This window comes from Brevibacillus brevis NBRC 100599, assembly GCF_000010165.1.
GTDB classification, from domain to species: Bacteria; Bacillota; Bacilli; order Brevibacillales; family Brevibacillaceae; genus Brevibacillus; species Brevibacillus brevis_D.
Genome location: NC_012491.1, coordinates 5914342 through 5933472, shown reverse-complemented (window position 1 = coordinate 5933472; position 19131 = coordinate 5914342). Strand labels below are relative to the sequence as shown.

Annotated in this window: 19 protein-coding genes; 17 read left to right on the top strand and 2 right to left on the bottom strand. The window is 43.9% G+C overall.

The features are described 5' to 3' along the window. The first annotated feature begins 85 nt into the window (after positions 1 to 85). The 12 genes from BBR47_RS28065 to BBR47_RS28010 all read left to right on the top strand — a co-directional run bounded on the left by BBR47_RS28065 (position 86) and on the right by BBR47_RS28010 (position 12350). Positions 86 to 1546 (top strand): ethanolamine ammonia-lyase reactivating factor EutA, encoded by a 1461-nt coding sequence (locus BBR47_RS28065; RefSeq protein ID WP_015893782.1) that lies wholly within the window; start codon positions 86 to 88, stop codon positions 1544 to 1546. A gap of 21 nt (positions 1547 to 1567) precedes the next feature. Continuing rightward, a complete protein-coding gene (locus BBR47_RS28060; RefSeq protein WP_015893781.1) occupies positions 1568 to 2929 on the top strand; it encodes an ethanolamine ammonia-lyase subunit EutB in 1362 nt (453 codons plus the stop codon). Positions 2930 to 2949: 20 nt separating this feature from the next. Continuing rightward, positions 2950 to 3891 carry an ethanolamine ammonia-lyase subunit EutC gene (gene eutC, locus BBR47_RS28055; RefSeq protein WP_015893780.1) on the top strand — a complete coding sequence of 314 codons (942 nt, stop codon included), beginning with the start codon at positions 2950 to 2952 and terminating at the stop codon, positions 3889 to 3891. A 30-nt stretch (positions 3892 to 3921) separates the two neighbouring features. Beyond that, positions 3922 to 4863 (top strand): malate dehydrogenase, encoded by a 942-nt coding sequence (gene mdh / locus BBR47_RS28050; protein ID WP_015893779.1) that lies wholly within the window; start codon positions 3922 to 3924, stop codon positions 4861 to 4863. 286 nt (positions 4864 to 5149) lie between these two features. Further along, on the top strand, positions 5150 to 6520 hold the full coding sequence (locus BBR47_RS28045) for a helix-turn-helix domain-containing protein (RefSeq protein ID WP_015893778.1): 1371 nt from the start codon (positions 5150 to 5152) through the stop codon (positions 6518 to 6520). Positions 6521 to 6772: 252 nt separating this feature from the next. Continuing rightward, a complete protein-coding gene (locus tag BBR47_RS28040) occupies positions 6773 to 7063 on the top strand; it encodes an aspartyl-phosphate phosphatase Spo0E family protein (RefSeq protein WP_007720084.1) in 291 nt (96 codons plus the stop codon). A gap of 162 nt (positions 7064 to 7225) precedes the next feature. Then, positions 7226 to 8587 (top strand): helix-turn-helix domain-containing protein, encoded by a 1362-nt coding sequence (locus tag BBR47_RS28035; protein ID WP_041749710.1) that lies wholly within the window; start codon positions 7226 to 7228, stop codon positions 8585 to 8587. Between the two features lie 254 nt (positions 8588 to 8841). Next, on the top strand, positions 8842 to 9147 hold the full coding sequence (locus BBR47_RS28030; protein ID WP_015893776.1) for an aspartyl-phosphate phosphatase Spo0E family protein: 306 nt from the start codon (positions 8842 to 8844) through the stop codon (positions 9145 to 9147). Between the two features lie 152 nt (positions 9148 to 9299). Next, entirely contained in the window at positions 9300 to 10352 is a 1053-nt protein-coding gene (locus BBR47_RS28025) for a hypothetical protein (protein WP_155801111.1), read from the top strand. A 92-nt stretch (positions 10353 to 10444) separates the two neighbouring features. Then, entirely contained in the window at positions 10445 to 10939 is a 495-nt protein-coding gene (locus tag BBR47_RS28020) for a hypothetical protein (protein ID WP_015893774.1), read from the top strand. Positions 10940 to 11018: 79 nt separating this feature from the next. Further along, complete coding sequence (locus BBR47_RS28015) at positions 11019 to 11471, top strand: hypothetical protein (protein ID WP_015893773.1); 453 nt, start codon at positions 11019 to 11021, stop codon at positions 11469 to 11471. A 327-nt stretch (positions 11472 to 11798) separates the two neighbouring features. Continuing rightward, on the top strand, positions 11799 to 12350 hold the full coding sequence (locus BBR47_RS28010) for a YjgB family protein (protein ID WP_231850529.1): 552 nt from the start codon (positions 11799 to 11801) through the stop codon (positions 12348 to 12350). Between the two features lie 113 nt (positions 12351 to 12463). Here the strand turns inward: BBR47_RS28010 and BBR47_RS28005 are convergent, their stop codons facing one another. Further along, a complete protein-coding gene (locus BBR47_RS28005; protein WP_015893771.1) occupies positions 12464 to 13426 on the bottom strand; it encodes a hypothetical protein in 963 nt (320 codons plus the stop codon). A gap of 285 nt (positions 13427 to 13711) precedes the next feature. Here BBR47_RS28005 and BBR47_RS28000 point away from each other — a divergent pair, with 285 nt between their 5' ends. The 5 genes from BBR47_RS28000 (at position 13712) to BBR47_RS27980 (ending at position 17713) form a co-directional block, all read left to right on the top strand. Beyond that, positions 13712 to 14116, top strand: a complete 405-nt coding sequence (locus BBR47_RS28000) for an Rv0361 family membrane protein (RefSeq protein ID WP_015893770.1) — start codon at positions 13712 to 13714, stop codon at positions 14114 to 14116. Positions 14117 to 14186: 70 nt separating this feature from the next. Then, complete coding sequence (locus BBR47_RS27995) at positions 14187 to 14648, top strand: hypothetical protein (RefSeq protein ID WP_015893769.1); 462 nt, start codon at positions 14187 to 14189, stop codon at positions 14646 to 14648. Between the two features lie 166 nt (positions 14649 to 14814). Next, positions 14815 to 15438, top strand: coding sequence for a hypothetical protein (locus BBR47_RS27990; protein ID WP_231850528.1), 624 nt, complete (start codon positions 14815 to 14817; stop codon positions 15436 to 15438). A gap of 246 nt (positions 15439 to 15684) precedes the next feature. Continuing rightward, positions 15685 to 16257 carry an RNA polymerase sigma factor gene (locus BBR47_RS27985; protein ID WP_015893767.1) on the top strand — a complete coding sequence of 191 codons (573 nt, stop codon included), beginning with the start codon at positions 15685 to 15687 and terminating at the stop codon, positions 16255 to 16257. Beyond that, positions 16250 to 17713, top strand: a complete 1464-nt coding sequence (locus tag BBR47_RS27980; protein ID WP_015893766.1) for a DUF4179 domain-containing protein — start codon at positions 16250 to 16252, stop codon at positions 17711 to 17713. The genes BBR47_RS27985 and BBR47_RS27980 overlap by 8 nt, the downstream gene beginning before the upstream one ends. Before the next feature lie 38 nt (positions 17714 to 17751). Here the strand turns inward: BBR47_RS27980 and BBR47_RS27975 are convergent, their stop codons facing one another. Beyond that, positions 17752 to 19035: an HAD family hydrolase gene (locus BBR47_RS27975; protein ID WP_041749709.1), complete on the bottom strand. Its 1284-nt coding sequence runs from the start codon at positions 19033 to 19035 to the stop codon at positions 17752 to 17754. Between the last annotated feature and the right edge of the window lie 96 nt (positions 19036 to 19131).

Here is a 19131-nt window from a genome sequence, read left to right as displayed (position 1 = left end):
GAATCAGACCGGGAGCAAGGAACCGGCTGTTCAAGCGTTTTTTCGTAGGGCCCGTCTGACACGCCAATGGTTCAAGGAGGTTCATATGGACGAACAATGGATCCAAAGCGTCGGGATCGATGTGGGAACAAGCACGACCAAAATGATCGTAAGCCGATTGCGATTGGGCCGCATGTCCAGTACGTTTTCGCTGCCGCGTTATCAGATCGTGGAGCGACAATTGCTATATGCGAGTGAAGTACATTCCACACCGCTCATCGGATTTGATGAAATCGACGCTGACGGAATCGGAGCGATTCTTGCAGCCGAGTACGACAAGGCACAAATCAGCTTGTCTCAAATCAAGTCCGGCGCGGTTATCATTACCGGAGAAACAGCCAGCAAAAAGAACGCACAGCATATCGTTCATCTGCTGGCTGAACGCTCCGGGGATTTCGTGGTAGCGACAGCAGGTGCTGACCTCGAAGGCGTGCTGGCGGGCAAGGGTGCAGGCGCAGAAAAACGCTCGCAAGCCATACAAGGTGTGATCGTCAACGTCGATATTGGCGGAGGAACAGCGAATGCAGCCTACTTCCAACGTGGCCGAGCGATTGCAACGGTTACATTCCACGTCGGAGGAAGGCTGATCCGTCTCAGTCCGCAAGGTGTCGTTCAATACGTGTCGCCGAACATTCAACAATGGCTGACGGCAAAAGGACTGCGTATTCAAGTCGGACAGGAAATCGGATTCGCGCAGCTCACAGAGGTTGCCGAACAGCTGGGACGCAGTATGCTCGATTATTTGACGGGGAAAGAGCGCCAAGTGTCAGGCTTGCTCGTAGTGGGACCGCATTTGCGCGATGCCATCCCTGTCGCCGAGCTGACTGTCTCAGGCGGTGTGGGTCTACTCATGAGCGGACCTCCCGTCCAAACTATTTCGGATGCGAGCCGATACGGCGATTTTGGCCCACTGCTCGGATATGTACTCCAGCAGGAGCGCGAAAAAGGAACGTATCCGGTACAGTGGCTAGACCCGGATCAAACGGTACGGGCAACGGTAATTGGCGCGGGGATGCAGAGTACGGAGATTAGTGGTTCAACCGTGCATATCAAGCCGGAGCTGTTGCCGATTAAAAATATTCCGATTCTCAAGCTAGAGCTTACCGAGGAACAATTGGCAGATGCCACACGACTGCGACAGGAAGTGGCTTCGATCTACCAACTGGGTGAGCGCCTGTTTGAAAAAACGACAGGGATTCCTTTCGCACTCGCGATCTCCGGCATCGGGTACTGCTCGTACGCTCTGCTGCAGACGCTGTCCCAGGAGCTGTCGGAGCAATACCGGGCAACTTTCCCCGAGAGTCAAACCATGGTTGTGATCTGTGAAACAGATATGGCGAAAGCACTCGGGCAGGCCTTGGCGCTGCGTTGCAAAGGGGCACCGGAAATCATTTGCATCGATCAGGTGCGTGTGGAATACGGCGATTACATCGATCTCGGTGAGCCGATCTCGGGAACGATCATTCCCGTCGTCGTCAAAACACTCGCGTTTGATGAAAGGCCGTAACGTAAGAAGGGGTGGACGTTGATGAACACGAAAACGACTGTGCTTGGACAGACCTATCAATTTCGCGATTTAAAAGAAGTTTTCGCGAAGGCTAATGAAGATAAATCAGGCGACCAGCTGGCTGGTATCGACGCTGCTGATTCCCGGGAACGTGTAGCTGCTAAGCAAGTTTTGGCTGACCTGACATTGGCGGATATCCGCAACAATCCGATGGTTCCGGCAGAAGAAGACGAAGTATCGCGTGTGATCGAAGAAGGCATCAACGAAAAGATTTACAACGAAATCAAGAACTGGAGCGTAGCTGAGCTGCGCGAGTACATCTTGAGCCATCAAGCAGGCGATAATGAACTCAAGCGAATCAGCCGCGGCTTGTCCAGCGAGATGATCGCAGCGACTGCCAAGCTCATGAGCAACCTGGACTTGATCACGGCTGCGTCCAAGATTAAAGTTGTGACGCATGCCAACACGGCAATCGGTCATAAGGGCGTACTGGCTTCTCGTGTACAGCCGAACCATCCATCCGATAACGTACAAGGTATCAAGGCGTCCCTGTACGAAGGATTGAGCTACGGAATCGGCGATGCGGTAATCGGGATCAACCCGGTTATCGATACAGCGGACAGCGTGAAGGATATTTTGAACATGACCAAAGACGTGATGACCAAGTTTGATATCCCGACGCAAAACTGCGTATTGGCTCACGTATCCACGCAAATGCGTGCCATCCGTAATGGGGCACCAGCAGACTTGATCTTCCAAAGTTTGGCGGGTAGTGAAAAAGGAAACAATGCATTTGGTATTGATGTAGCACTGCTGGATGAAGCAGATGAGCTGATGCGCAAACAAGGCACTTCCTACGGGCCGAACTTCTGGTATTTCGAGACAGGTCAAGGCTCTGAGCTGTCTGCCGAGGCGCATCACGGCATGGACCAGGTAACAATGGAAGCGCGCTGCTACGGACTTGCTCGCAAGTACAATCCGTTTATCGTAAACACAGTAGTTGGCTTCATTGGACCTGAGTATTTGTACGACAGCCGTCAAGTAATCCGTGCTGGACTGGAAGACCATTACATGGGCAAAATGCACGGTTTGCCGATGGGCTGTGACGTATGCTACACGAACCACATGAAGGTCGATCAAAACGACATGGACAATCTCGGCATTTTGCTCTCGTCGGCAGGCGTTAACTTCGTGATCGGCGTAGCGATGGCAGACGATGTCATGCTCAACTATCAATCGACGAGCTTCCATGATATTGCGGCATTCCGTGAAGTGATGGGACTGCGACCTGCTCCTGATTTTGAAAAATGGCTGGAGAAAATGGGCATCATGGAAAACGGTAGGCTGACTGCAAAAGCAGGCGATCCGACAATCTTCATGTAAGATCAGGAGGTGAAAGACGGATGGAACAACAATTAGATTTCTTGGTAGATAAAGTAGTAGCAGAGCTGCAAAAGAAGCTGGGAGAAGCCACAGAACAAGCTCCGTCACCAAAAGCAGAGACAGGCTTGATTCAACTGAGATCGGAGCCAAAGGCAGAGCCAGTAGCGAATGCGACAGCCGCACCGACAACGGCTCCTGTAGTGAATGAGCAGCCTGCTCCATCAGCAGAACCAGAGAGAACCACACATGTACCGAATCCGAAGTACAAGGAAGGCTTGGATGAGCTGCTGTCCAGCACGCCAGCGCGCATCGGGGTTTGGCGTACAGGTGTGAGACCTTTGACCAAAACCATGCTCGAATTGCGTCGCGACCATGCTGCGGCTGTAGATGCTGTATACGGCGAAGTCAGTCAAGCGGTGCTCGACCAATTCTCCCTGTTCACAGTGGAAACACAGTATGACAACACCGAAAACTATTTGAAGCGTCCGGATATGGGGCGTGTCCTCACCGAGGAAGGCGTGCGCTTGCTGCAAGAGCGCGGTCAAAAGAAGCCACAGGTACAAATCGTCGTTTCAGACGGCTTGAGTGCCGCTGCGGTGGATGCGAACCTGAAAGACGTGCTTCCATCTCTGATGGACTCTCTGAAAAGCTACGGACTGACCTGCGGCACTCCGTTTTTTATCAAGGGCGGACGCGTAGCCAGCATGGATCACGTCGGCGAGATTCTGGAGCCAGAAGTATTGGTGCTCTTGATCGGAGAACGTCCAGGATTGGTTACGGCACATTCCATGAGTGCGTACATGTGCTACCGTCCACGCAAAGGTATGGTAGAATCAGAGCGTACAGTGATCTCGAATATTCATCGTCAAGGTACATCTCCGGTTGAGGCGGGGGCCCACATCGGGACAATCCTCTCCAAAATGTTGGAGCAAAAAGCAAGTGGTGTAAAACTAGTCTTGTAATAGAACCAATGACGACGAGGAGGATTCTTCATGACATTCCGCAGAAAAAAAGTAGCCGTAATCGGTAGTGGTTTTACGGGAGCGACCACTGCGTTCATCATGGCGCAAAAAGAGCTGGCTGACATCGTTTTGGTCGATATCCCTCAATTGGAAAACCCAACGAAGGGGAAAGCACTCGACATGATGGAGGCTTCTCCCGTTCTCGGCTTCGATGCTAGCATTACAGGTACTTCTGACTATAAAGACATCGAAGGCTCCGATATCGTAATTATCACAGCAGGGATTGCTCGCAAGCCAGGTATGTCCCGCGACGACTTGGTAGCAACGAATGCAGCCATCATGCGCTCGGTTGCTGAGCAAGTGAAAACATATGCACCAAACTCCATCGTACTCATCCTGTCCAACCCGGTAGATGCGATGACCTATACATTCTACAAAACGTCCGGCTTCCCGAAACACCGCGTTATCGGTCAATCCGGCGTACTCGATACAGCTCGCTTCCGTACGTTCGTAGCGATGGAACTGAATGTATCCGTAAATGACGTAACAGGCTTCGTATTGGGCGGCCACGGTGACGACATGGTGCCACTCTTGCGTTACTCCTACGCTGGCGGCATCCCACTCGAAAAATTGATCCCACAAGATCGTCTGGACGCTATCGTAGAGCGTACACGCAAAGGCGGCGGCGAAATCGTAGCTCTCTTGGGCAACGGTTCCGCTTACTATGCACCTGCGGCAGCTCTGGTAGAAATGGCAGAAGCGATCTTGAAAGACCAGAAGCGCATCCTGCCATCCATCGCTTTACTCCAAGGCGAGTATGGTTACAATGATATCTACCTGGGCGTACCAACCCTCTTGGGTGGAAACGGTATCGAGCAAGTCATCGAGCTGGATCTGACTGCTGCTGAGAAAGCAGCCTTGGATAAATCCGCAGATTCCGTTCGTGCGGTTATGAAAGTAGCTATGCCATAAGCATAGTATGAAAATGAAGGCTTCGCCAGATATCTTGGCGGAGCTTTTTTTACAATGTGGATAGAGTAGCTGTAGTGGAGGGAAGAAGCTGTATTCGCATGAAAGCTGATTCAACTGATTCAATTGAGTGTAATTGTCACGAAGTGCAAACACCTGTAAAACACTGGAGGAATTGTGCGAAGAGTGACGAACTAGATTACAGAAATGTTAAGGATTGTAAAGAAAAATCTATCAAAAAAATATATTTTGTTGTAAAATTAAGGAAAAAAGTAGGGGTTGATTCTTTATGGGGGGGCTGCAAGGGACAATGCACTGGTCGCTGCGGTCAGAAATTGAAAGACACCGTAGAGAGTGCGGCTATACCTTGAGTAAATTAGGTGAATTAACGGGAATCAACCATGGGAGTTTAAGCGAAATCTTGAACGGAAATCCACCGCGGGCTATGACCATTGGTCAATTGGATGCGCTAGCGGCGGTGTTTGGTCGCGAGCCAGGTTGGTTGTACGAATTGTATACGGAAGAATGCATAACAGAGGGGCGAATATCGCGCCCTCGGTTGATACCGTATTTGATTCGATGTGCAGAGGTTGGGCGGCAGGATTGTATAGATGAGGTTGTTCCTAAACTGTTGGAGAATCCAAAGAATATCTCGACCCTCTTTGCCGTAGCAGAGCAGCTATATGAGGAAGGGAAACAGAAACAGTCAGTACCTTTCTATGAATACGTGATTGAAAACGAAAAAGATAGTTACTCTAACCAATTTGTGATGAGTCAGTACAGACTTTTTCGAGTAGTAGTGCAAGGTACGAATTCTGAAGAAAATTGGAAGGCTGTCATTCGATTTGATCCGTATCGAAGACGCCTACCCGAAAATAACCAGTTAGATGCACTACTACAATTAGCAAATGTTTGTTATACTATCCACAAATGGAGAGAAATGGATAAATACGCCGATGAATTAAGGGAATTGGCTACTATTATCTATGAGGATGAGTTGCGTAGACGAAGAAGCAACAAGGCCAGTGAAATGCTTTCAACTGAACGTCATTTGGTTGTGTACTATGGACAAGCATTTCTCATTAAAAGTATAGCATTAGAAAAACAGGAGTTGTACGAAGAAGCGAAGCGATATGTTGATGGATACGCTGATTTAAGCTGGTTTGAATTCTTGGACGAAATTGGTCAAATCGAAGTGCAGAAATTTCGATCATGGGCGACAGCGAATTTGTACACGCTGAACATACTTATGGGGAATAGTGATGTCATCCCTGATTATATTCATTTCCTTTCTGATCATCCGAAAGAGGTCCTTTCAGGTTTAGTAACGATTGTGAGTGCTGCCAATCAATACGGTTTTTCGATCGATTCGATATTTGAGCAGTTTGCAGAACATATTGATCGTTTTGAGGATCGTCAGGACGCTATCGGCATGAGCGAACATATGCAGTTTCGGAATGAAATGGCGATTTACTTGTTTAAAAGAGGGAAGTATGCAGAGGGGCTTAATGAAACGCTTCGATGCCTTAGCCTGTCTGATACCATGAAAGATTACGATAGCTTCAAAAAATGTACAACGCTGTTTTGGATGCATCTGCAATATGCGTCTGATGAACAGAAAGGCAAGTATCAAACTATCCTTACGAAAGGGGCTGTATAGTGATGAAGGGGATTTTACTCTCACTTGCTCTCGTTTTGGGTTTGGGTGTTAATGTTGTAAGTGAACCAGCAAAGATAGGAAACGATGTAGTAGTCGCTAATTATGGTCATGGAATAGGTGGCTAAATAGTTCGTACCCAGGAAACATCCCATCGATGGGGTGTTTTTTTCTATTCAATTTTTCTTAGTCGGTTAATTTCTGCACATCCCTGTATAGTAATTATATGTAATAAATTGTAAAAGAGAGGGGGCGTTGGATATTACTGCTATCGCAAATATTTTAGATAGGGATGTTTCTTTTCACCCTGGAAACTCCCCCAAAAGAGGCGCAGCATCAGCCCCTAAAAGTAAGTGTACAATTCGGGGCATGGTAAAGGAAATCGGTTGCCACTTAGAGTTGGATAATAGAATTGAACAGCTACGACGGGAAATGATGGAGTTAGCGGGAAAGTACGGTCTCTCACATGATAAAGTTTTGGCTGTAAGCCAACAATTGGATAAATATATTGTCATTGCACAAAACAGACTAAAAACGGAAAAGTAAGTCCTTCGCACACTTCAAGGCCTCCAAAACCCTCCATTAAACTATTATCTATCTAGGTAATTGCCGACTCTTGACATATTTAAATCATAGTTTCGAACTGGATTACGAATTGATAGGAAGGCCAAGTCGTATAAATAGTAAAATGGAGGACGGGTCCAAGAGATGATTCTTTATGGGGGGCTGCAAGGGACAATGCATCGGTGGCTGCGGTCAGAAATTGAAAAATGCCGGAGAAAGCACGGTTATACATTAAGCAAGCTAAGTGAATTAACAGGCATTAACCCTGGTAGCTTGAGTGAGATTCTTAATGGAAATCCGCCGCGGGCTATGACCATAGGGCAATTAGATGCGTTCGCCAAGGTATTTGGACGCGAGCAGGGTTGGTTATATGAATTATACCCGGAAGAATGTTTGTCAGAGCAGAGAATTTCGCGCCCGCGATTAATACCGTATTTGGCTCGATGCGTGGAGGTTGGGAGAAAGGATTGCATAGAGACTGTTGTTTCCATATTGTTAGAGAATCCGAAGAACATCTTGATTCTGTTTGCCCTTGCAGAACAGCTATATGAGAAAGGGCAACTAAAAGAGTCAGTGCCCTTTTATGAATATGTCATTGAGAATGAAAAAGATAGCTATTCTGACCACTTTGTAATGAGTCAGTATCGGTTATTTCGTGCTGTACTTGGGACAAATGCAGAAGAAAATTGGGAGAATGTGATTCGGTTTTCTCCGTATCGAAATAGGCTTCCAGAGAACTACCAACTCGATGCTTTATTCCAATTAGCACGGGTCTGTTTTGCTTTGCAAAAGTGGAACAAATCAGGAGAGTACGGTGACGAGTTACGGCTTCTTGCAGAAACTGTTCACATGCATGAATTGGACAGGTTGAAAAGAAACAAAAAAGGGGAACCCCTGAAACCGGAGCGCCCTCTTGTCTATTATTACGGAATGGGACATTTATATAAAGGTGCAGCTCTGGAAATGCAAGGACTGTATGAAGAGGCGAAGCAATATGTGCGAGTTTACGCTGATTTAGGATGGTTTGAATTACTTGATGAAGACGGACGTAAAGAGGTAGAGAGATTCAAGGTATGGGCAAAGGCGAACTCCTATACATTGGAGGTGTTATCTGGGAATACAGACGTCTTAGAAGAGTATGTAGACTATCTTGAAAGTCTGCCCACCAACGAATTACTTGCTGGTATGATTTCTATTATGAAATCAGCAAATACCTACCATTTTTGTGTAGATGAGATATTGGATCGCTTTTCTTCGCAAATTGCCAGTTTCGATCAATTTACAGAAGCAATAGGATTAGATCGGCATCTCCAGTTTCGGTATCAGACAGCCATTTATGAGTTTGGTAAGGGGCGGATCGAGAGAGGGATTGAAGAAAGTATATATTACCTTTCTCTAGCAGATTTGATGAATCGACATGATGAGGCTCTTACATACATAGCATTGTTTGGATGGTTAGGGAATTTGAATAAGCGAATAGGTAACCAAAACGAGTTAGGTGGCTAGCACCCTGTTAGGTCATTGTGAATATGCCGTAGATTGATGAACATCCTCTGCCAGGATGTTTTTTTTATTCTATTTTTTGCAGTTGGTAAAAACCTGCATATCAATTTATGGTTAATTATGTAAGAGATCTCAAAAAGAAGGAGGCGGGAGATGAAGATATTCCATGAATAATAGAAATCTAAGAACATCTCTAAAAAGAGAAGCCACAGGTGCCACTAAAACCAAGCGTATAATCCGGTGGTAAAGGAAGTAGGGTGAGTCTTATAGCAGCAATTGCATTTAAAAAGGGCGTTCCACCCCTTCGACAGGTTAAAGGAACGCCCGCAGGAGGAGCAGTTACAGCTCCTATAAGTAAATGTATCACGCTACCTCTAGATCGGGAAGGAGTAACCTATCACGATATTGATCATTTGAAAAATATTGTGGAACAATTGCGCAGACAACTGGTGCAATTGTATTTAGAGAAGAATGATTTCTTGGATGATGAAGTCGTGGAATTAAGCCAGCAGTTGGATCAGTACATTCTGGTTGTTCAGTCAAAAATGATGAAAAAAGAATGAACCCTTGATGGTTAAAAATCCAAGAACGAGTCGGTCAAAATGAGAAAACAACAATTTATAGTGGGAGGAATCTTAATGAACTTAAAGAAGTTAATGCCATTACTGTTTTGCTCTTTATTGCTCACAGGAAGTTTTGCTAATTTTGCTCTTTATTGCTCACAGGAAGTTTTGCTAATTTTGCTGTTGCACAGGAACAGACTTCTTCCTCTGTTTTAGAGAATATTAATACGGAAGACCTAAAAGAACATCCAGATGTTGAGGAGTACATTCGAAATCAAGGATTTGAACATCTATTGAAGGGCGACAGTGCGACAATAGAGAGGGGGAGTGAGAAATATGAGCTTTTGTCTGAGGAGTTATTTCTTGAAGAATTGGAAAAACCAGAAGCGCTGCGAGACATTGACATTAGTGAGGAAAAATTGGAAGAGATAGCTACCGAATTAGGTCTGGAAAAACCTAAACCAGACAACGTTACCATTAAAGAAAATATACTAATTAAACGTAATAAAGACACTAATGCTATTTCTAACGTTTGGTATCTGTACTACGCAGTAAACGATTCTGCGTTTACTGTTAGCATTATTAACGTAGGTTTTGATAAGATTGATTCAATAGTCGCTGATTTAAGAAAATATAATAAAAAAGGTAAAGAATGGGTAGTTGATGCTAATACTTCTCTCAGAGCGCTTCAAGTAGGGAATGGGAACGTTTTTAAATGGGAGCTAGACAGAAACGCAGTATCTGATTATTTTGAGTTTGATATAGTTGTGCTAGAGGATGGAACAGTCTGGCACTATGACAATAAAAGTGGAAAACTTCAATATGAATGGCAAAGATATTATTTTGATGTCGGTGCATATAAAAGTATAAAACCATTAGGCGGGGAAAGACACCACATTGTTTCGGATAAAGCACTACAAGAAGCAGGTTTTTCAAACACTGACTCTTTCCCTGCGATTAGAATGATGAAGCAAGACCACGAAGACACGCCTAATTGGGGGAATCGTACTAGCTCTAAAGAGTGGCGTGTAAAAGAGTTGGAATATTTGAATAACGAAGACTATAAAGGCTTGATGAGATTTGAAGTTGACGGCTTTAGAAATGAAACTGATGATGAAGGTAAATTTCCTAATTTAGCAATCAAATACAACGATTACTTGGTTGCCGGAGCTGTCTTAGCATACGAATATTTTGGAGTTAACTAATTGATTTTCTTATTTGGAGCATAGCCTTAAATCTCTTATGTGCTCGCTGGAGAAAGGGGCATGCTCCGCTTTAGATTTGGGAGGAGGATATAATGGATAATTTGATAATAGAAGAAGGGCGGTCAGTCGGCACACTTAGAATTGGAATGACAAAGCAGGAATTAGATCAATATGTTCGAACATATCAGGAAAAATGTATACGCCCATGTGATTTTTTTTATTCATTGTTCAAATATGAGTATGATTCAGAAGGAAAAGTTACTCATATACACATCACAGATACAGTAAAAGAATATTATACATGTCTATTTAAAGATATTGATGTATTTAATACAAAAGCTAGTAAGCTTGTAGAGGAGCTTGATAAGATTTCACCATATATTCGAGATAACGATGCATCTCTTGGCTTCTCCTACACTTTCCCTAAATTAGGGCTGTCCTTTTGGAGAAACCATGTACGTAACGAGGAATATTTTCACTCAGAGGAGTTTAAAGAATTGGACCCTGAAATACAGGAAGATGAGATGAGGTATTTATATTTTGAGACAACAACTATCTTTCTAATTCCCAGAGAAGAAGAACATTGAGGGAACGTTACTTCCCTGTCTTGCTAAAAACTTTGATACTGCTACGTTCAAATCATACTTTGAGATAGGAGGTTTACATTTGAAAAAAGCGATACTCGTATTTCTGATTCTCCCACTTCTTTTACTCGGTGCTTGTTCCGAAAAGGGATGGTCCTACAAGTACGAAGGAGCTACTGACAATTGGAATGGAGTTACTGAAATTTTTTACGATAAAGAAAACGGTGCACGCTTTGTAGGTAAAATTAAGTATTTAGGAAATGGTGATGTTAAGAAGCTTCAATTTATTTCTGAATTAACCCAAACAAGTCAACAAACAGGTCGTGTTCAAACCCCCAATTTTAAAGAGGGTTATATCATCATCTTTCAAGATGTACCTAACACGGATAGCACTAAAAATGATTTTAAGAATGGAGTAACGGACGAAGAAGTAAAATCGTTTTTTGGTGACTATCCTGTTTTCAAAATTGATTGGACTGATGAGGAAGGTATAGATCACACCGAAACTATTTACTTAAAGTATGTGGCTCAATAATAAAAGCAACAATGACTAGGAACCTGTTTATAGCTTCCCGTAATTTAAAATAGCGTTGAAATGCGGTGATTAGGTGTATAAATACGTAGCTCTTTTCACTGGTATTCTAGTTTCAGTAGTTTTAATAATGTCTGTACATACGAATTTCGCCATCCTACTTGGCCTTTCTCCAGCGTTGTTTTATGGAATGAAAACGTATGAAAGTGCTAAACAGAAAAAGCCAATAAAAAATGATTTAATTTCAACCATCTTAATCTTACTAGTAGTTCCTATTGCATTTCTAATTGTAATCAATCATTGATCCTACCACTGACAAATTTAAGTTTTATGAGGAGCGTGGTTGATCTGCCTAAAATATGTCGTAATGCTTTGCTTATTGTAGTTCTTAGCTCAATGACTTTACTTGGCTGCTCCAATATATTTGAAAAAACTGAAGATATCGCTGTTAATTCTGCCCAATCGGACACTTTGGAGAAAGTAAAAAATGGGCAATTAGAAGGTGTCTTAATTGGCATCGGAGCAACAAAGAAAGAGGTTTTGGATAAAATCGGAACTCCCGTCAAGAGCGGAAATTCTGAGTATGGATTCACAGTAAATTATGAGGGTTTTCATTTACAATTCGAAGACTATGCTAAATCAATTGATGAAGTAAAGGATACGAGTAAAGTCGTCCTAATGAATGCCGAACCAAAGACTGTTGGAATGACTGGAAAACCTGAGGAAATCAAAAGAACCTTAGGAGAACCCTCTAGAGAGTTTATGGATGACTCAGGTGATCATACGTTTATATTGGAATATGAAAACAATGGAAACCTACTAAGATTTACGTTTGATTCAAAAGAAAGTCCAGTAAAGTATGTTACCCTTCGAGTCCAATAAGGTAGACTACCTGGCTTATTGTGGTCTGAATTCTGAAAAATTACTGCATAAAAAAAGAGACGGTTCTCCCGCCTCTTCTCTTTTACTTGTGTAACCCAGTTGACTCTGTTTTTCTACCATTCCGTTTCTGTTTTGTGTTCAATCATATGCAATACTTTTGGTTCAACTGCTTCCATCATTTCTTTCAGTGCTTTCTCGGTGATCGCTACTCCATCCCCTTGAAGTTGTCCTCTAGCCTGTGTTTCTGCAATCACATCAAGCACTTGTTGTTTCGTGACATTTTTAGATGCTGCAATCTCCACAACAGTTTTACCTTTTGCTAATTCTTGTTTTAATTCTGTCGGGCTGATTTTTAGTAAAGCAAACAGTTTTTCATCGTTTAAAAAGTTATCAGCAGTATAATCAGGCTTACCATTTCTAGAGAATAGGCCTTCTACTTTCATGTTTGAAGGTGTATCAGAAGGTGTATCAGCTGTAGGAATACCTACGATCTTAGTAAGACTAATGGTATTGTCCTGAACAAAAACCTGGAAGACCGGTTTATCGAACATCTCATTGGTGTAATTCAACATCCATGTTTTTTGATTTGGATTCTCCATTTGCTCGATAGCAACCTCGTACGTTTCGACGTTGCCATACATTTTATCAATAAGATCATTTACCTTCGCCTTGATTTCCTGATCGCTTAACGTAATGAGTGACTTCTCCTTAGGCTCCCAATTCTCTTGAATCACGTGTTCAATCTCATCCGTACTACCGTTTGTATGGAGGGTAATCTTTTTGCCAGTTCCTCCTTTTTCTTGTAGTACGATGCTTGTTTGTTTCATGTTGGTTACATTTTTCCCTTTGGATACATCACCTTGAACGTTGCTTGCATCGATAATCTCAAACGATTTTGTTTCAGGATATGCGAGATACAGCTTCTCGAGTGTTGATTTGCCAACCTCATCCACTTTGACTTGTTCAGCAGTCATCGGTGTTCTTGTAGGCATGTCAATCACGCCAGAAGCCGCAAATGCTGCAACTGGAATCAAAATCGCAGTAGCAACCACTCCACCAATTAAACGTTTTTTCATAATTAATTCGCTCCTTTTTTGTTGTAAATAATGTGAATCGGATTGTTCTATTTGTTCTCTGAATAAGCAGCATACACACTATATTGCCTCTTTACTGGAAAAAGGTTCGGTTCATATCATATTTTTTTATATCGTGAGCAGGGCCCATCCAGCCAAACGCGGATTTACAATGATAAGCGGTGTAAATGGCTTTCGGTGTCAGTGGTTCTTTAGTATCATTTATTGGTCTGGTAAAATATGTAATCATATACAGATAAACAGATTAATTGATTGGGAGGTAAGAGCATGAAAAAGTCTGCTAAAGCTGCTGCAATTCTACTACTTGGGGCTATTGTGGTTACTGGCGGTATTTGGACTTCCAACACTTACGCTTCGGTTAATGAGGAAAATGAAGTAAAAGAAACGGTTCAAATCTATTTGGAAGCTCTTGAGAACGGTGACACTCCAACTATGGTTGAATACACAATTGATGAGCGCTTTGATAATGATAAAGACAAACAGAAAGTGTACGAAAGTTTTGGTACTCAAAAGATGGATATAGATATGGATTCCGTATCGGTAGAAAAGATTGAAGATGAAAAAATGAGTGTTACGTTTCATTATTCGAACGAACATGTTTCGGAAGATATAACTCTTCCAGTTGTTAAAGAAAATGATCAATGGAAAGTAGTAATTGAAAATACAAGATAGTACAACAGCAATCTCTGAACGAGTTTTCGAAGCCGATTGGCCTGAATAAAAACACGTGGGAGGTAACCGTATGAAAAAAAGAAATGCATTTATTCTGGGTCTTGTTCTCGCTGGTGCAGTTTTCACTGGCAGTAATCTATATACAAGTGAAGATATTGAGCAATATGAAAAAGGAAATCACTTGGTAGCTCTTCATTCATTGGGAATCAAAGTAAATTCAGATGAACTGGCACCTATGCAAGCTGTGATTGACGAAAATGGGAAAGAGTGGATTTATAACAAATTCTCCAAAAGAGCCCCATTAATGGATAAAATAATAGATGAACGTTCTGTGGACGTGAAGGATGCATTCATTGAAGTTCAGGACGAGATCATGCAGGAATATACCAAAAAAGGAGATACCCTTCCAGTTATTCTTTTGGATGAAAATTTAAATGAAGGCTATTTCGCGTTCAATAGACAAGATGGGGAAACCTTGTCTTTCAAAATCAAATATGACAATGGGGCATGGGAATACGCGTTGGAAAAATAATATCGAAATTGCTTCTAGTTAGCCATGTACCTCTACTACTGATTATTTGGTTGAAAGGGGAGCACTACCGATTAACATTAAAAATTTTAAATCTACGAAAAAAATAGCACTGGCTACCATTGGTTTAATAACAATTGCTGGACTGGCTGTTTACTATATAGGTGACTTGAAAAAACAGCGTTTTCTTTATTCCAGTGATTCAGATTATAAAATTGTTTCGGGTGAAGTATCGTTTAGGGAGACCTTTCATAGCGTGAAGGGTCTGGCTGAAAATGCAGATATCATTGCCGAAGCTGAAGTTATTTCTCAAAAAAATAACTCTAATTATGAAAGACTAGATGTGTATACAGTCTCTGAATTAAGATTAACGAAAGTCTATAAAGGTGATGTAGAGATAGATGATACAGTATCTGTACTGGAAACTGGAGGGGAATTCGATGAAAGAGAGGTGGCCAAATATTTCTCAGGAAAGTCAAGAAAGTCAGGATCTGAATCAAGGAATGATGATCTTGGAGTAATCATGCAAGGGATTGCAGGAAGTATTCCTATGAAACAAGGAAATACATATTTTGTTTTCTTAACAGAAGATGACGATGACATCTATAACATAGTAGGGTCCGTTCAAGGAAAGATTAAAATTAATAGCGAGAACACGCTGGTTTCACAAGTTTCTCCAGAGACAATAGATCAGCATGGTGATCTTTATTTCCTCCCAGAAAATTATTCAGGGCAGAATATTTCTGAACTTAGAAACGATGTTGAACAACTCATTGCAACCTCTCCCAATTAGCTCCCCAAAGGTTCTCTCAACCGCAAGATCATTACGAAGTAGATAGAAAAAGGAGATCACGGATAATTACAAAGGAAGCCGGGAGCCTAGGTGCTCCCTATTTTCGTTGTAATGGCATAGCGGAGCATACTTTCTGTTCAGGGGACGGGTTTTTCCATGTTTCATATTTTTTCGCCTATGACATGTGAACCAAACTCCGCGTTCTCGTGAATATACAGTAGAGAAAAAACGAGGGGAGGAAACGCTGTGGATGAGTGGGAGTTGATTGCCAAATGCCAAGAGGGCGAGCCTGAGGCCTTTGAACAATTGGTCAAGCCCTATCTGGCGATGGCATACCGGACAGCGTATTTGATCATTCATGACAAGCATCTGGCGCAGGACGCGGTTCAGGAAGGGCTCATCGAAGCGTATCAGCACATAGACCGACTCGATCCAAAAAGGGGAGTGGCCTTTCGCAATTGGCTATACCGGATCATTACGTTTCGGGCTCTGAATCTGGTTCGCAAGCAAAAGCCTGCTGTGGAATACGAAGAGATGATCCCGGAAGAGGCGCTAACGCCGCTGGACAACGTGATCCAGCGAGAGGAGCAGAGGCAAATATGGCAGGCGATTCGCAGCATGAAGGCGGAGCATCGCGCGGTCATTATTCTTTACTATTACGAGGGCTTCAGCGTGTCGGAGATCGCCAAAATTACGGGTTCCTTTGAGGGGACGGTCAAATCGCGGATGCATAAGGCGAGGAAGCTGATTGCGCAGCAATTGGACAAGAATTGCAAAGGATCTGATTTTTTGCGGGAAGGGGCAATGACTCATGACTAACGAGGAGCGGCAAATCCAAGAGACGCTTAGGAAAGTAGCGGGAGCTGTTGATACGCCGAGTTTTCAAATGCCAAGCCAGAATAACGTAGTGCAAGTGAGAAGACGCTCAGTTTTCCGAAGCAAAAAATGGGCTTCCATCGGCATCGCTTCCGCTGTCGTACTCGGGCTGCTCGGAACCATGCAAGTGTCCCCAACGTTTGCGGCCTATGTCAAATCGATCTTTGCTCAAGAAGGGTTCGATGAAGGAGTACAACAGGCAGCGAGACAAGGCTTCTCCGAAACATCGAATCTTTCTGTTACCGATCAGGGGATCACCTTGGAGGTAAAGGAAATCATTGCTGATCCGGCGCAGGTAATAGTAGCTTTAATGATAAAACAGTCGGATGACAAGCCGTTGCTCCCTACATATCTGACAGCGACAAACGCAGAATCCAATGCAGTTGAATTGCTGGATGCGAAAGGGGCGGTCATTTCTGACGAGTGGGGAACGACCTTTGAAGATAATGCCGGATTTATCCGGTTTATCCTCGGGAAAAAAGAACAGGAGCCCCTTCCGAAAACGTTGTCGATCCATTTTGATGAAATCGGTGATAGAAAAGGAAACTGGAAGCTGCAAGTTCCGATCACGATGGCAAAAACAACGGCTGCAACGACTGTGCTGCCTGTTAATCAAACGCAAGTGACGAAGCATGGATTGAAGATGACCCTGCACCAGATCGTCAACACGCCAACGGCAACCCGAATTGAGCTGGAGACACAATGGACAGAGGCGTCCAAAAAACAACTGGAACAAGAAGCAAAACAGCTAACCGGAAAGACGACGAACCCCGATTATGCTCCATTTCTTCCGTATCAGCAATATAGGCTGGGATATTACTACGAGGGAGCAGATGGCAGCAAGGGAAAGGAAAGAATCATATATAATTCGTATTCCATTGATCGCTATGGGCATTTCCGTTGGATCAATGACGATGATCCGTTGCCAAAAGGCAAAGCAGCGACACTTGTCATAAATAGCCTCCATAAGGCGATCCCGTACGATATGAGTGTCACCTTCCATCCGGATGAATTGAACAAGAAGCCAGTGATCCAACAAGTGGGAGAAGATATCTTTACGTTGAAAAGCATCAAGCTGGCAAAAGATGATGATTCGGGAAAACAGCAAATGGAAATGGAGATCGATGTACTTTCCAAAGACATTACGAGAATTTATTTGCCTTGGTGGGTACTTCAAGATGGTCAGGGGACAACCTACCGGGCTAAAAAGGGTCATCAATCCAAGGGACCCGTAGATCAGTCAGGACGCGAGCGAGCATCGTACAAAATTCGGCTGGAGGACAGCGGTCATTGGGAAGGAGGGGAAATAACCAAGCTCCCGGAGAAGATAACGCTACGGCTGGATGCTGTTCAGAAAAAATATCCGCTAGAGTGGCGAATTCCAGTTACCCATCCATAAAGATAAAACCGCCCTTTGTACGGGGCGGTTTTTCCTGTTTATTTCGCGACCAACTGCGGCTCTTTTTGCCCAAGTCGGATCGTGGCTTCGCTCGGAATCCACATACCCGTGTTCTCGTCACGTCCTTGCAGGACTACAGTCGGGTTTGCTTTGCCCATTTGCTCAGCACCTTTGGTAATTTGCTGCCCAATTTTTCCGCCCTTGACGCGGTTCACGACGAGCGCGAGTTTTACACTGTCGAGTTCAGTCATCATCTCGAAATCACCGTTGCTATCGCCTGCGATGAAGATAGGGCCATGACCATACTTTTTCACCAATACATTCTGGATCACTTCCGTCTTGCCGTGGCCTACCGTGATCGGGTAGTCAGGCTGGTACACATTTGTGATCCGTCCGTTTTCTGTTTTCAGACGCATGCCGATGATGTTCTCCGCTGGGAGATTGTAGCCATATTTCGGGAGAGTAGCGAAAACACGAACAACATCCTCCAAGGAGGCACTCACGACATATACGTCGATGCCATTGGCACGCAGTGTGTTCATCAGGTTTGCTACTTCGGAAGTGAGGCGGAGTCCTGTTGTATGGGAGGCTTTCACCACGCCTGCTTTGCCTGCCAACGATTTCGGGCTTGTCCAGGTTACTTTTTCAATCGCCATGCCCAGGCCAAGATCATTGGATGCTTCCGCCAACTGTTGCACTTCTTCCACTGTCATGTTCGTGAAGAGGTAGAGGATCCACGGATAGCCAATCGAGGTGCTGTGCGTATCGTTGATCGCTTCATACAAGAAAAACAGCTTGGCTTTGAAATCTGTGAATTGCTCTGTTGCTGTCACTTCCTCCAGCGACTTCGTTCCTTTAAGACCTTGATAATTTTGATATAAGTACGTGTAGTCTGCTACGAGATCAGTCGCGATGGCATCGAGTGTGACAGGCTTGCCGTCGACATTTTTATACGAATCGGAAAACGGTCCTTCTGGTACATTCGTGCGGATGACCTTCCCGAATTCTTCTGGTGTGAGCTTGTAAGCCAAATGGTTGATCTGGTAAACAAGCAGCGCTTCCTCTGTGTCATGCATAATGCTCGTATTGTCCCAGTCAAAAACGGCATACGGTTTCTTTTTGGCATTGTAGGAGGCACTCTTGATGCCGTTTTTCTCAATCATTTCGTGGACGGCTTGATAAGTCGCAGGTGCCCATTTCCCCTTGTCGAGCATCTGCACGTTGGTGTCCTTGGCCAATGCTGGCATCTGCATCGCGAGTAGAGCGACGATCATCAGCATGGTCAGCCACCACGTTTTGGGTTGTACTTTTCTGTGTGACATGTTGTCATCCCCTTCTTCTTTTTCTCGATCCCCCAAATGAAAACGTTATCATTTTTTCAAAAGAAAAAGGTCTTCCCCACGCCTATTGATAAAGCG